We start from the raw sequence: 14,476 nt of genomic DNA on the forward strand, positions 1-14,476 counted from the left end.
AGAATGGGGTCATGGTGCGCACCCCCTTGACCCCAGAAGAGCGTGAACGCGGCGAGCGGCTCGGCCGGTTGCTGCGCGAGGCCCGCGGCGGGCGGAGCATGGCCGAGGTCGCGGCGCGGGCCGGGATCTCGGCGGAGACGCTGCGCAAGATCGAGACGGGCAGAGCGCCGACGCCCGCGTTCTTCACGGTCGCCGCGCTGGCCGTCGTACTCGGGCTGTCCATGGACGAGTTGGCGGTGCGGTGCGCTCCGGCGGGGGTGGTCTGAGGCGCCCCGCGCGGGCGTCTTTCTTGTGAACTCCCTTTGCCCGCACGGCCTTTGTGTGAACATCCTTGGTGGGGTCGTCGGGATCCGGCCATGTCGTCTTCGCGGCCCCTTCGCAAACTGGTCGTAGCCGCGCTGTAACACGGCTGGTGTTTTCTGACCAGTCCGAGGGAGCGGTCTGGCGGGAGTTCGGAGATGACTGTGGAACAACTCCCGGGGCAGGTGCGGGAGTTCGTGAGCTGCCTGGACGGCCTGCTGGGGCGCCTCGACCAGGGCGGCGGCTGGTGCGCCGTGTTCTGGCAGCGCGACCCCGACGGCATGCGGGCCTGCCTCGACGGGACCGAGATGCCGCCCTGGGACGTCATGGAGGCGCTCCTCCAGGACCTGGCGTCCGCATACGGCCCCGCCGTCGCCGAGCGGGAGGCGCGGCGGGTGCGCGTCCTGCACGCCGCCGCCCTGCGCGCCCACGACTCCCGGCCCGGCGCCCGCGACGACCTCGGGGACCGGCTCGACGTCATGCTCCGCGAGCAGCGGTACGCCGTCGAGCGGCAGGCGGAGTTGGGGCGGCGGCTGTCCGCCGCCGTGACGCGGGAGCAGGCCGACAGGGTCCGGCTGGACCTGGCCTGGGCTCATGACGACCATGAGCGGGCGACCGCGCGGTGCGCTGAACTGCGCGCCAGGATGGCGGAGTTGGATCGGCTGGGCGGGGGATTCCCCGAAGAGGGTGCCCGGCAGGCGGGGGCGTTCGGGCGGGATGTGAAGGGGCGGCTTCGGGGGTTCAGGGGGAGCGAAGGGGAGTTCGAGGGGCGTGAGGGGAGTTCGGCGGGGGCCGGGTGGGCGGCGAGTGGCCCGGACGGTGTGTCGCCGGGGGCCGGGGGAGGTCCGGGGGGCGCGGACAGTGTGTCGTGGGGTGCCGGGTGGGGTCCGGGTGACGGGGAGAGCGGGGCGGGTGGCGTCGGGTCGGCCGGGGGCGGTGAGGCGGGGGCGCGCGGTGAGGGTGGCCGCGATGCCGGGGAGGCGTCGGAGGTGCCTTCTGCCGCCGTGCCCAAGCAGCGCAAGCGGCGGCGGGGGAGTGCGCGGTTCGCCGGGGTCGTGGAGGAGGAGGGGGCCGCCGTCGTCGTGCCGGAGGAGGCGGCAGGTGTCGTACCCGAGGGGGACGGGGGGAGGGGGCCACGCGGGGCGCGGTTCGCGGGGGCCGGAGGGCGTAAGACCGTGGCCCGGGTGCGGGCGGAGCCCGTCGTCGCGCCGGATGTCGCCGCCCGGCAGGAGACCGCCGAGGTCGTACGGCGGCTGGTCGCGCTGCGGGGCGAGCGGCGCAGCGGGGAGGCACACGCGCTGCTGGTCGAGCTGGCGTCCTGGCCCGCCGCGCGGATTCCGCTGGTCGCCGGGGAGCTTCAGCGGGCCGGGCTGGGGGCCGACTGGTCGACGCTGCTGTGGGAGGCGGCCTCGCTGCCCGCCGAGCGGCTCGTCGAGGCGGCGGACGCGCTGACCGGGGCGGGGCGGGCGGGTGACGGGGAGCAGATCCTGCGGCAGGGGGTGGCGCGGCCCGCCGAGGAGATCGGGGAGGCCGTCCTGGGGCTGGTCGGGGACGGGCGGCGGCGTGAGGTGCGGGCGCTGCTGGACGCGTACGTGCGGGTGCGGGCGCCGGAGGAGGCGGCGCGCAGTGTCGCGCCGGACCCGCGGACGCTGGTGCCGTTGCTGGTGGAGGCCGCGCGGGGGGTGTCGGAGGAGCGGTACTGGGATGTGGTGCACGCGCTGCGGGTGGCGGGGTTCACGGCGTGACGTGAGGGGAGCGCCGGTCGTGTGCGGGTCGTACCCGTGTAGTACCTCGGGGTGAGCGGGGCGGTGCCGGTCGTGCACCGGGCGTACCCGGGTAGTACCTCCGCCCGAGCCGCCGCCCCACCCCGCATTGCTCCGATCGGCCCCGCCCCACCCCCCACCGGAGTGTGAAACGCGATCGACTCCCCGGGTTAACGGCCGTGGTCTTGGCAAGGGCGTCGCGGAGGCTTACGTTCATGCCTCTATGGCCCGCTTTCTACGGGCGTAGAGGCTCTGACGTCCCGTCGAAGGAGCAGCTCATGGCCGATGTCGTACGTGCCGCACTGGTCCAGGCCACCTGGACCGGCGACACGGAGTCCATGGTGGCGAAACACGAGGAGTACGCCCGCGAGGCGGCCCGGCAGGGTGCGCGGGTGATCGGCTTCCAGGAGGTGTTCAACGCGCCGTACTTCTGCCAGGTGCAGGAGCCGGAGCACTACCGCTGGGCGGAGCCGGTGCCGGACGGGCCGACGGTGAGCCGGATGCGGGAGCTGGCACGCGAGACGGGCATGGTGATCGTCGTACCGGTGTTCGAGATCGAGGGAACCGGTTTCTACTACAACACCGCCGCCGTGATCGACGCCGACGGGACCTACCTCGGCAAGTACCGCAAGCACCACATCCCGCAGGTCAAGGGGTTCTGGGAGAAGTACTACTTCCGGCCGGGCAACGCGGGCTGGCCGGTCTTCGACACGGCCGTCGGAAAGGTCGGCGTATACATCTGCTACGACCGCCACTTCCCGGAAGGCTGGCGGCAACTGGGCCTCAACGGTGCCCAGTTGGTCTACAACCCGTCGGCGACCTCGCGCGGACTCTCCGCGCACCTGTGGCAGTTGGAGCAGCCGGCGGCGGCCGTCGCGAACGAGTACTTCGTCGCGGCGATCAACCGGGTGGGCCGCGAGGAGTACGGCGAGAACGACTTCTACGGGACGTCTTACTTCGTCGATCCGCGGGGACAGTTCGTGGGAGGGACCGCGAGCGACCAGGACGAGGAACTCGTCGTCCGCGACCTCGACTTCGACCTGATCGAGGACGTACGGCAGCAGTGGGCCTTCTACCGCGACCGCCGTCCCGACGCCTACGAAGGACTGGTGAAGCCGTGAGCGACCTGTACGCCCGCCACCGAGCCGTCATGCCGGACTGGCTCGCGCTGTACTACGAGGAGCCGCTGGAGATCACGCACGGCGAGGGCCGGTACGTGTGGAGCGCCGACGGCACCCGCTACCTGGACTTCTTCGGCGGCATCCTCACCACGATGACCGCGCACGCCCTCCCCGAGGTGACGAAGGCGGTGAGCGAGCAGGCCGGGCGGATCATCCACTCGTCCACCCTGTACCTGAACCGCCCGATGGTCGAACTCGCCGAGCGCATCGCCCAGTTGTCGGGCATCCCGGACGCCCGCGTCTTCTTCACGACCTCCGGCACCGAGGCCAACGACACCGCGCTGCTGCTCGCGACGGCGTACCGGCGCAGCAACACCGTGCTCGCGATGCGCAACAGCTACCACGGCCGCTCGTTCAGCACGGTCGGCATCACCGGCAACAAGGGCTGGTCCCCGACCTCCCTGTCCCCGCTCCAGACGCTGTACGTGCACGGCGGCGTCCGCACCCGGGGCCCCTACGCGCACCTGGACGACGAGGCGTTCATCGCGGCCTGCGTCGACGACCTCAAGGACCTCCTCGGCCACACCCGCCCGCCCGCCGCGCTGATCGCCGAACCGGTCCAGGGCGTCGGCGGGTTCACCTCCCCGCCGGACGGCCTGTACGCGGCGTTCCGCGAAGTCCTGCGCGAGCGCGGCATCCTGTGGATCGCCGACGAGGTGCAGACCGGGTGGGGCCGCACCGGCGACCACTTCTGGGGCTGGCAGGCGCACGCCCGCAGCGGGCCGCCGGACATCGTCACCTTCGCCAAGGGCATCGGCAACGGCACGTCGATCGGCGGGGTGATCGCCCGCTCCGAGATCATGAACTGCCTCGACTCCAACAGCATTTCGACGTTCGGCGGCACCCAGCTCACCATGGCCGCCGGGCTCGCCAACCTCACCTACCTGCTGGAGCACGACCTCCAGGGCAACGCCCGCCGCGTCGGCGGCCTCCTCCTCGAACGGCTGCGGGCAGCCGCCGCACAGGACCCCGGCGTCCGCGAAGTACGCGGGCGCGGCCTGATGATCGGCGTCGAACTGGTCAAACCCGGTACGGACGAGGCCGATCCGGACCGCGCCGCCGCCGTCCTGGAGGCGGCCCGCGAAGGCGGCCTGCTCATCGGCAAGGGCGGCGGGCACGCCACCAGCGCGCTGCGCGTCGCCCCGCCGCTCACCCTGACCGTCGCGGAGGCCGAGGAAGGCGCCGCGATCCTCGACAGCGCTCTCAGGAGTACGCGGTAACGAAGGAACGACGCCATGACCACCACCCTGGAACCAGCTCTGTCGGTCCGTCAGGTCCTCTCCCTGGAAAGGGTGTTGGCCGGTGAGCCCGAGGTGGTGGCCGGCGCGGGCCAGCTCGACCGGCCGGTGCGCTGGGTGCACGTCGCCGAGGCGCCCGACGTCGGCGTCATGCTCAGCGGCGGCGAAATGGTCCTCACCACCGGGGTGTTGCTCGCCGGTGACGACAGCGCGCAGGCCGAGTACATCCACTCCCTGTACCGCGCGGAGGCCGCGGCCGTCGTCCTCGGGCTCGGCCGCGCCTTCCCCACTCCGCCGGACGTGATGCGCAGGGCCGCCGAACGCTGCGGACTGCCCCTCGTCGTCCTCCACCGGCCCTTCCCCTTCGCCGAGTTGACGGAGGAGGTCCAATCCCGGCTGGTACGGCGGAAGTTCGCAGCCGTCAGCCTCTCGGAGGCCGTACGCACCGCGCTGACCGGCCTCATCACGGCGGGCGCCCCGCTGCAACGGCTCCTCGACGAGGTCGCCCAGCACAGCGGCTGCCCCGTCGTCGTCACCAACCTCGCGCACCGCGTCCTCGCCACCGCCGGTGAACGCCCCGCCGTGGACGACGTGTTGCGCGACTGGGAACGCATCGCCCGGCAGGCCGGCGGCAGAGAGGGCGACGGCTGGATCCGCGCCGAACTCGGCGGCCGGGGCGAACGCTGGGGACAGATCGTGCTGTGCGGCTACCGGGGCGACACCGCCGGCGGGCGGCTCCTCGCCGACCGGGCCGCCGAGGCCCTCGTCCTGCACCGCATGCTGGGCGCCGCCCCCACCTGGGAGGAGCAGTCCGCGCAGAGCCTGCTCACCGACCTCGTCTCCGGCGTCGTACCGGCCCGCGCGCTCCTGTCCAGGGCACGGGCCGCCGGGCTGCCGGTCAACCGGCGCACCTTCGTCCCGCTCGTCGTGCGCGACCGCGACCCCGGTGAACTGGAGCGTACGCTCCGGCTGTTGGGGCTGCCCGGACTCGTCGCCGAACTCGCCGACGGGCTCACCGCCGTCCTGCTCAGCCTCGCCCGCGACCAGGACGCCGACGCGCTCGCCGCGCACTTCGCCGCCCGCCTCGGGGCGGCCGTCGTCGCCTCCGCCGGGCCGCGCGGCAGCTGGGAGGACGTCCCGGCGGGGCTGCGCGAGGCGCGGCACGTCGCCGACGCCGTCGACGGCGCGGGCGACGCCCTCGACCTGCCCGGGGTCGTCCGCCTGAGGGACGTCCATCTCCGGGGACTGATCCGGCTGTTGCGCGACGACCCCCACGTACAGGCCTTCGCGGAGCGGGAGTTGGACGGGCTGCTGGGCGCGGTCGACGAGGATCTGGTCGCCGTGCTGCGCACGTACCTCGCGACCGGCCGCAACAAGTCGCGCACCGCCCAGCTCCACCACGTCTCCCGGCCCGCGCTCTACCGCCGACTGGAGGCGATAGAGACCCGCCTCGGCGTCGACCTGGACGACTTCGAACAGGCGGCGTCCATGCACATCGCACTCCTCGCGCACGACGCGCAACAGCGCTGAAACACAGAACGACCTGCGAAAACGGCGGTGAAACATGGGCCGAAGAGAGCGTGACACCGTGGCACGCGAAACGCCCTCAGACGTGACACGCTGCACCTCAAAGCCCCCTCCCGGACTTTCTAGGCTCCTCGCACACCGAGTGACCGGAGGTCCCGATGAGCAGAGTGATCCGTGCCGCGATCTTCCAGACCGCCTGGACCGGCGACAAGGAGTCGATGATCCAGGTGCACGAGCAGGCGGTGCGCGACGCCGCCGCCCAGGGAGCCCAAGTCCTGTGCTTCCAGGAGCTGTTCTACGGGCCGTACTTCTGCCAGGTGCAGGACCCCGCGTTCTACGAGTACGCCGAGCAGATCCCCGACGGGCCGATCGTCAAGCGGTTCCAGGCCCTCGCCAAGGAGCACGGCATCGTCCTCGTGCTGCCGATGTACGAGGAGGAACAGCCCGGCGTCCTCTACAACACCGCCGCCGTCATCGACGCGGACGGCTCCTACCTCGGCAAGTACCGCAAGCACCACATCCCTCAAGTCAAGGGATTCTGGGAGAAGTTCTACTTCCGCCCCGGCAACGCGGGCTGGCCGATCTTCGACACGAAGGCCGGGAAGATCGGCGTCTACATCTGCTACGACCGCCACTTCCCGGAAGGCTGGCGGGCACTCGGGCTCGCGGGCGCCGAGATCGTCTTCAACCCGTCGGCGACCTCGCGCGGACTCTCCGCGTACCTCTGGCAGTTGGAGCAGCCGGCGGCGGCCGTCGCGAACGAGTACTTCATCGGCGCGATCAACCGCGTCGGTGTCGAGGAACTGGGCGACAACGACTTCTACGGCACCTCCTACTTCGTGGACCCGGAGGCCCAGTTCGTCGGCGAGGTCGCCAGCGACAAGGAGAGCGAACTCGTCGTCCGCGACCTGGACCTGGCCAAGCTGCGCGAGGTCCGCGACCGCTGGCAGTTCTACCGCGACCGCCGCACCGACGCCTACGGCCCGCTGACCGCTCCCTGACCGGCGCCGCGCGCGGGCCCGGTGCCACGGGGGCCGGGCCCGCGCGCGACACATCCAGAAACCTTTCCTGAGACTGGAGTTGGGAGCACATGAGCAGTCGTACCGTCATCCGCGGCGGTCTCGTCGTCACCGCGTCCGACGAGATCCACGCCGATGTCCTGATCGAGGACGGCCGGATCGCCGCCCTCGCCGCCACCGGCACCCCGTCGGCCGAGGCGTGGACGGCCGAGCGGGTCCTGGACGCGACCGGAAAGTACGTGATTCCGGGCGGAGTCGACGCCCACACCCACATGGAGCTGCCGTTCGGCGGCACCTTCGCCGCCGACACCTTCGAGACCGGCACCCGCGCCGCCGCCTGGGGCGGTACGACGACGATCGTCGACTTCGCCGTGCAGAGCGTCGGCCACACCCTGCGCGAGGGCCTCGACGCCTGGCACGCCAAGGCCGAGGGCAACTGCGCGGTCGACTACGCCTTCCACATGATCGTCTCCGACGTCCACGACGAGACGCTCAAGGAGATGGACCTCCTCGTCGAGGAAGGCGTCACCTCCTTCAAGCAGTTCATGGCCTACCCCGGCGTCTTCTACAGCGACGACGGCCAGATCCTGCGCGCCATGCAGCGCTCCGCCGAGAACGGCGGGCTGATCATGATGCACGCCGAGAACGGCATCGCCATCGACGTCCTCGTCCAACAGGCCCTGGAACGCGGCGAGAGGGACCCGCGCTACCACGGCGAGGTCCGCAAGGCGCTCCTCGAAGCCGAGGCGACGCACCGCGCGATCAAGCTCGCGCAGGTCGCCGGAGCCCCGCTGTACGTCGTGCACGTCTCGGCCATGGAGGCAGTGGCCGAGCTGGCGCGGGCGCGCGACGAAGGGCTCAACGTCTTCGGCGAGACCTGCCCGCAGTACCTGTTCCTGTCGACCGACAACCTCGCCGAACCGGACTTCGAGGGCGCCAAGTACGTGTGCAGCACGCCCCTTCGGCCCCGCGAGCACCAGGCGAAGCTCTGGCAGGGGCTGCGCACCAACGACCTCCAGGTCGTCTCCACCGACCACTGCCCCTTCTGCTTCGTGGGACAGAAGGAGCTGGGGCGCGGGGACTTCTCGAAGATCCCCAACGGCCTCCCGGGCGTCGAGAACCGAATGGACCTGCTGCACCAGGCAGTTGTGGACGGACACATCTCGCGCCGCCGCTGGATCGAGATCGCCTGCGCCACCCCGGCCCGCATGTTCGGCCTCTACCCGAAGAAGGGCACCATCGCCCCCGGCGCCGACGCCGACGTCGTCATCTACGACCCGCACGCCGAGCAGATCGTCTCCGCCGAGACCCACCACATGAACGTCGACTACTCGGCGTACGAGGGCAAGCGGCTCACCGGACGCGTCGAGACGGTGCTCTCGCGCGGCGAACTCGTCATCACCGAGCGGGAGTTCACCGGACGCGCCGGACACGGCGCCTACACCCCGCGCTCCACCTGTCAGTACCTCATCTAGGAGTGGCGCCCATGGACTTCGGACTTGTCCTCCAGACCGACCCACCCGCCTCGCGTGTCATCGAGCTGATGAAGCGGGCCGAGGAGAACGGCTTCACGTACGGCTGGACCTTCGACTCCGCCGTGCTGTGGCAGGAACCGTTCGTGATCTACAGTCAGATCCTGTCCCAGACCTCGAAGTTGACGGTCGGGCCGATGGTCACCAACCCCGGCACCCGCACCTGGGAGGTGACCGCCTCCACCTTCGCCACCCTCAACGACATGTTCGGCAACCGCACCGTCTGCGGCATCGGGCGCGGCGACTCCGCGATGCGCGTCGCGGGCCGCGCGCCCAACACCCTCGCGCGGATCAGCGACGCGATGAAGGTCATCCGCGCGCTCGGCTCCGGCCAGGAGGCCGACCTCGGCGGCGGTACCGTCGTCAAGTTCCCGTGGATCAAGGACGGCGCCCAACTCCCCGTCTGGATGGCCGCTTACGGGCCCAAGGCGCTCAAGATGACCGGCGAGGAGGCCGACGGGTTCATCCTCCAGCTCGCCGACCTCTACCTCACCGAGTACATGGTGAAGGCCGTCAAGGACGCCGCCGTCGCCGCCGGACGCGACCCCGACGACGTCAGGATCTGCGTCGCCGCACCCGCGTACGTCACCGCCGACGACTCGCCCGAAGCCCTCGCCCACGCGCGCGAGCAGTGCCGGTGGTTCGGCGGGATGGTCGGCAACCACGTCGCCGACCTCGTCTCCAAGTACGGTGAGCACTCCTCCCAGGTCCCCGAGGAGCTCACCGAGTACATCAAGTCCCGCCAGGGGTACGACTATTCGCACCACGGCCGCAGCGGCAACCCCGACACCCAGTTCGTCCCGGACGAGATCGTCGACCGCTTCTGCGTCATCGGCACGCCCGAGCAGCACGTCGAGAAGCTGAACGCCCTACGCGCCCTCGGCGTCGACCAGTTCGCGATCTACGACATGCACGACGCGCAGGAAGCCGTCATCGACGCGTACGGCACCACGGTGATCCCGGCCGTCAACGGCTGAGCGAAACCAGGTCAGTTGGTCTCCCTCTCCCGGCCTCACGCCGGGGGAGGGACAGGGCGCACCCCCACGCGCACCCCGCGTCCCCCACGCGCACCCCGAGGATTCGCCCGCACGGCCTCTCTCCCCTCCCCTCTCCCCGATTGGCCAAGCCCATGACCGACACCGCGCCCACCGCGCTGCCCCCGCCCTCCCAAGTCACCCTCGCCGACGGCCGGGTGGAGATTGCCCCCGGCGCTCCGCAGCCCACCGGCCCCTACGCCAACGAGGACCTGCTCCCCGTACCGGTCGAGAAGCGCACCTGGACGACGTACAACTTCTCCGCGCTGTGGGTCGGCATGGCCCACAACACCGCGTCCTGGACGCTCGCTTCGGGTCTCATCGCCGTCGGCATGGACTGGAAGCAGGCGGTGTTCACCATCGCGCTGGCCAACGTCATCGTGCTGGTGCCGATGCTGCTGACCGGACACGCGGGGCCCAAGTACGGCATCCCGTTCCCGGTGTTCGCGCGTGCCTCGTTCGGCATCCGGGGCGCCAACCTCCCCGCTGTCGTACGGGCGTTGGTGGCGTGCGGCTGGTTCGGGATCCAGACCTGGATCGGCGGTGAGGCGATCTACTTCCTCGCCGGGAAGCTGATCGGCTCCGGGTGGAGCGACGCCGGGGAGGTCGGCGGGTACGCGTGGACGATGTGGCTGTCGTTCGCGATCTTCTGGGCGATCCAAGTGGCCATCATCTACCGGGGGATGGAGACGATCCGCCGGTTCGAGAACTGGGCGGCGCCGTTCGTCCTCGTCGGCGCGGTCGTCATGCTGATCTGGATGAGCAACAAGGCGGGAGGATTCGGCCCGTTGCTCGACCAGCCGTCCAAACTCGGCTGGGGCGACGACTTCTGGAAGCTGTTCTGGCCGTCCCTGATGGGCATGATCGGCTTCTGGTCGACGCTGTCGCTGAACATCCCCGACTTCACCCGCTACGGCAAGTCCCAGAAGGCGCAGACCTGGGGACAGGCGCTCGGCCTGCCGACCACGATGACGCTGTTCGCGCTGCTGTCCGTGATGGTCACCTCCGGCTCGCAGGCTGTGTACGGCGAGACGATCTGGGACCCGGTCCAGCTCGCCGCGAAGACCGACAACGTCTTCGGGCTGCTGTTCGCGCTGGTGACGGTCCTGGTGGCGACGCTGTCCGTCAACATCGCCGCGAACCTGGTCTCCCCGGCCTTCGACTTCTCCAACATCGCGCCCCGCAGGATCAGTTTCCGCACCGGCGCGCTCGCGACCTGCGTCCTCGGCGTGCTGATCTTCCCCTGGAAGCTGTACTCCGACCCGCAGGGCTACATCTTCACCTGGCTCGGCCTGGTCGGCGGGCTCCTCGGCACCGTCGCCGGCATCCTCATCGCCGACTACTGGATCCTGCGGCGCGGCAAGCTCGACCTCGTCGACCTGTACCGCGCCGGCGGCCGGTACTGGTACGAGAACGGCTGGAACTGGCGCGCCGTCGCCGCGTTCCTCGTCGGCGGGGTCCTCGCGGTGGGCGGTGCGAGCTTCAAGCCGATCATCGACGGCCGCCCGATCCCGGCGCTCAGGTCCCTCGCGGACTACGGCTGGGCGGTGGGGCTGGGGACGTCGATGGTGTTGTACCTGGGGTTGATGGTGCTACGCGGGAAGGACGAGACGGCCAAGACGGACGCCTGAGGTCCCGGGCGGGGTGATACCCCTCACCCCGCCATACCTCCACCCCGCCGTACCCCCTACCTCCGCCGTACCCCACCTGTCACCCCGCAGTACCCCCCTGCAACGCCCCCATCGCCTCCTTCGCCGCCTTGATCGCCCCCGTGTTGATCGTGCTCGTGTCCGGCGCCTTCTTCGTCTCGAAGTCGCTGCCGTTGTACGTCACGATGACGATCGCGTTGGCCGTCCGGGCGAACACCACACCCTCCCGGGTCTGCTGCTTGTCCTCGGTCGTGAGGTTGACGACGGAGTACGCCTCCTGGCCGAGCCCCGGCACAAGGCCGCCGCCGCTCTTCTCGCCGACCCGCGCCTTGTACGACTTGAGCGCCGCGTCCTCGGTGTCCATGATCTCGAAGGACACGTCCAGCCAGCGGTAGTCGAACCCTTTGAGCGCGTTCCAGGAACAGGTCCGGCGGACCTTCGTGTCCGTGGACGGGATCTCCTTGCCCGCCGTCTTCGCGCCCGGCACCAGCGAGGTGACCGTCTTCGCGGAGACGCTGCCGCACGGCGCGGGCGCGGCGGCGTACGCCTTCGCCGCGGCCGGGGAGGACGGCGTGCCGTCCGGCTCCGACCGGGTCTGCCGGGTGCTGTCGCCCTGGGAGGCCGCGTCCTCGGGGGAGGCGGGGGAGGACGACAGGGCCCAGCCCGCGCAGGCGAGCACGACCACCGGGGACAGCCGGGCCGCGAGGGCGAGCGGCAGAGGAAGAGAACGCACAGGCGCACTTCTTTTGTGGGGGAGGGCACGGAGACCAGTCCGCACCGCGGACGACGGGACGCCAGTGTCACACGACTGACAGTGGTGCGGAAGCGCGAACTCGCTGCGTACCTGAGTGGTGACAGCGGCCCCGTGTTGACGAGGCGAACGTCCCTAAATGTGCCGCGCGGGGTGCGGTGAAAAGTGCAGGGCGGCCTCGATCCGCTCCACCGCGAGGAACGCCCCGTACACCACGAGACGCACCAGATCCCCGTCCGTACGGTCCTCCCGCCGCCAGGCCGCGACGTCCTCGCCGGTGATCCGGTACGGCGCCAGCGCGGCCAGCAGCGCGAGGCGCGCGCCGGGCCGTTCGCGTCGGTGCGGGTAGCCCCGGAGGATGACGGGGGGATGCGCGCCGTCCCAGGCCACGACCCCCTCCCGGACGAGACGCCGCTCGTCCTCCCCGAGGAGTACGGCGCCCTCCAGCGCGGCCGTGCGCAGCGCGTCGTACGCGGGACCCACCGCCGTACCCGCGGCCCACGCGGGGCCCCTGCCGGGCGCCTCCAGGAGCGGCAGGGAGGCGCCGGGGACGGCCGTACGGCGGACCGTGCGCGACAGCGAGCGGCCCGTGAGGGAGCGCACCGGGCGCAGGCGCTGGGCGCCCGCCGGGAGGAGGTCCTCGGTGAGCAGCGCCGAGGCGAAACGGTTCACGAGGTGGAAGGCCAGCGCGGTGCCCAGGTAACCGGGCAGCTCCTCGCGCGCGAAGGGCAGCGGTTCGGGGTCCGCACCCGGCACGCGCGTGCGGGCCGCCCAGTCGAGCACACGCGCGTGGACCTTGCTCTCCGGGCGCTCGCCCCGCGCGAGGCGTTCGGCCAGGGCGTGCTCCCCCGTCGCGTGCAGCAGGACCGTGTGCGCGGACACGCAGAACGGACACCTGTTGGCGAGCGACACGCCGTACGCGGCGACCTCCTTGCCGGTGCGGTCGCCCGGACCTGCGATCAGCGACTCCCGCAGCAACGCCCAGGCGGGAAGCATGAGTCCGGGTGCGGACGACAGGACCGTGAATGTGGGCGGAGCGGCGATCCCGAAGTCGCGCGCCAACTGCGCGTACACCTCGGCGACGCGGCCCTCGGCCTGTTTCGGCGACGGGGGAGTGGTGTGGCGGAAAGGAGTGGACATGTACGCCAGCCTGGCGGCGGGGGCGCGCGAAAGCGTCGTCCCGGCGTAGCGGTTGCGGCGCACATCCCCGGCAGGGGGCGTGCGGCCCGGCTACTGCGACGGGAGTAGTGCGCGAGCCGTCCACAGGGCTGACGCCGATGTCGGTGGCGGGGTCTAGGGTGCGGACATGGACGGGCGAACGGACGTGCGGACGCGGCTCGCCGACGCGGCACTCGCGGCCGTGATCGGCGCGATCGTGGTGACCGCAGCCGCCCTCGACGCGGACACGCGGGCCGTCGACTACCCGCTGATCCTCGCCGGTTCGCTCGCCCTCGCCGTCCACCGGTGCGCCCCGCGCGCGGTGCTCGCCGTCGCGACCGTGACCGGTACGGCGTACGTCCTGCGCGCCGACCCCGGGCCCTGGGCCGCCCTGCCCGTCGTGGGCGCCGTGCACACCGCCGCGCGCGTGGGGCACCGCTGGCTCGCGCTCGGGGCGGGCGCTGTGTTCCTCGCCGGGTACGCGCTGCACCGGCCCGCCGCCGCCGTCCTGCTCGCCGGGTGGGTGCTGTGCGCGGCCGTCAGCGGGCTCGCCGACCGCAACTGGCGGGCGTACCTGCGCCAGACCGAGCAGCGCGCGCTGGACGCCGAACGCACCCGCGAGGAAGCCGCGTTGCGCCGGGCCGGGGAGGAACGGCTGCGCATCGCGCGCGAGTTGCACGACTCACTCACCCACAGCATCTCCGTCGTCAAGCTCCAGGCGGGCGTCGCCGCGCACCTCGCGCGCAAGCGCGGCGAAGAGGTCCCGCCCGTCCTCGTCGCCATCCAGGAGGCCAGCGGCGAGGCCATGCGCGAACTGCGCGCCACGCTCGCCGTCCTGCGCACCGACGAGCCCACCGGCACACCGGCTCTCCTCGTCGAACGCGCCCGCGCGGCGGGGCTCTGCGCGCGCCTCACGGTCACCGGCGAGGAACGCGCCCTCGCCGTCCCCGTCGAACGCGCCGCCTACCGCATCGTCCAGGAGGCCCTCACCAACGCCGCCCGCCACGCGGGCCGGGCCACCGTCCAGGTCCGCCTCGACTACGGCCGGCGCGCGCTGGTGATACGTGTGGACGACGACGGCCTGGCACACCCGTCCCGCCCCCTGCGACCGGGCACGGGCCTCACGGGGATGCGTGAACGGGTTACGGCCCTGTGCGGAACGCTGGATGCCGCGCCACGCGCGGAGGGCGGGTTCTCGGTGCGGGCGGAGTTGCCGTTGGGGGAGGCGGGTTGAGGGGTGGGGGTGGCGTTCCGGGCGGAGGCCGGCGATGGGGCAGGGCGGCGTCGACCCGGCGAGGGCGCGTCGTGGGGCTTGACCCGGGCG

12 protein-coding genes are annotated in these 14,476 nt (G+C 71.7%); 10 read left to right on the forward strand and 2 right to left on the reverse strand.

Features of this window, described 5'->3' with window-relative positions; all coding sequences use genetic code 11:
* Positions 1-11 precede the first annotated feature (11 nt).
* From ACQCO7_RS34545 to ACQCO7_RS34585, 9 genes are all read left to right on the forward strand, one after another.
* Positions 12-266, forward strand: coding sequence for a helix-turn-helix domain-containing protein (locus ACQCO7_RS34545; protein ID WP_464075489.1), 255 nt, complete (start codon positions 12-14; stop codon positions 264-266).
* Between the two features lie 192 nt (positions 267-458).
* Positions 459-2,045: a hypothetical protein gene (locus tag ACQCO7_RS34550; RefSeq protein ID WP_464075490.1), complete on the forward strand. Its 1,587-nt coding sequence runs from the start codon at positions 459-461 to the stop codon at positions 2,043-2,045.
* 296 nt (positions 2,046-2,341) lie between these two features.
* The gene (locus ACQCO7_RS34555) at positions 2,342-3,184 is read left to right on the forward strand and encodes a nitrilase-related carbon-nitrogen hydrolase (RefSeq protein ID WP_409116393.1); all 843 of its coding nucleotides are present in this window, start codon (positions 2,342-2,344) and stop codon (positions 3,182-3,184) included.
* Complete coding sequence (locus ACQCO7_RS34560) at positions 3,181-4,464, forward strand: aspartate aminotransferase family protein (RefSeq protein ID WP_464075491.1); 1,284 nt, start codon at positions 3,181-3,183, stop codon at positions 4,462-4,464. The genes ACQCO7_RS34555 and ACQCO7_RS34560 overlap by 4 nt, the downstream gene beginning before the upstream one ends.
* A 15-nt stretch (positions 4,465-4,479) precedes the next feature.
* Complete coding sequence (locus ACQCO7_RS34565; RefSeq protein ID WP_464075492.1) at positions 4,480-6,012, forward strand: PucR family transcriptional regulator; 1,533 nt, start codon at positions 4,480-4,482, stop codon at positions 6,010-6,012.
* A gap of 155 nt (positions 6,013-6,167) precedes the next feature.
* A complete protein-coding gene (locus ACQCO7_RS34570; RefSeq protein WP_010355043.1) occupies positions 6,168-7,010 on the forward strand; it encodes a nitrilase-related carbon-nitrogen hydrolase in 843 nt (280 codons plus the stop codon).
* Between the two features lie 89 nt (positions 7,011-7,099).
* On the forward strand, positions 7,100-8,503 hold the full coding sequence (gene hydA / locus ACQCO7_RS34575; RefSeq protein WP_464075493.1) for a dihydropyrimidinase: 1,404 nt from the start codon (positions 7,100-7,102) through the stop codon (positions 8,501-8,503).
* A gap of 11 nt (positions 8,504-8,514) precedes the next feature.
* Entirely contained in the window at positions 8,515-9,537 is a 1,023-nt protein-coding gene (locus ACQCO7_RS34580) for a TIGR03842 family LLM class F420-dependent oxidoreductase (protein WP_464075494.1), read from the forward strand.
* A 152-nt stretch (positions 9,538-9,689) separates the two neighbouring features.
* Positions 9,690-11,225 carry an NCS1 family nucleobase:cation symporter-1 gene (locus ACQCO7_RS34585; protein ID WP_464075495.1) on the forward strand — a complete coding sequence of 512 codons (1,536 nt, stop codon included), beginning with the start codon at positions 9,690-9,692 and terminating at the stop codon, positions 11,223-11,225.
* 79 nt (positions 11,226-11,304) lie between these two features.
* Here ACQCO7_RS34585 and ACQCO7_RS34590 read toward each other — a convergent pair whose 3' ends face one another.
* On the reverse strand, positions 11,305-11,976 hold the full coding sequence (locus ACQCO7_RS34590) for a hypothetical protein (protein ID WP_464075496.1): 672 nt from the start codon (positions 11,974-11,976) through the stop codon (positions 11,305-11,307).
* Positions 11,977-12,129: 153 nt separating this feature from the next.
* On the reverse strand, positions 12,130-13,134 hold the full coding sequence (locus ACQCO7_RS34595; protein WP_464075497.1) for a carboxymuconolactone decarboxylase family protein: 1,005 nt from the start codon (positions 13,132-13,134) through the stop codon (positions 12,130-12,132).
* 166 nt (positions 13,135-13,300) lie between these two features.
* On the opposite strand from ACQCO7_RS34595, the gene ACQCO7_RS34600 reads away from it, so the two are divergent.
* Positions 13,301-14,386, forward strand: coding sequence for a sensor histidine kinase (locus tag ACQCO7_RS34600; RefSeq protein ID WP_464075498.1), 1,086 nt, complete (start codon positions 13,301-13,303; stop codon positions 14,384-14,386).
* The last annotated feature ends 90 nt before the right edge of the window (positions 14,387-14,476 follow it).

The organism is Streptomyces saintjeani (assembly GCF_055409605.1).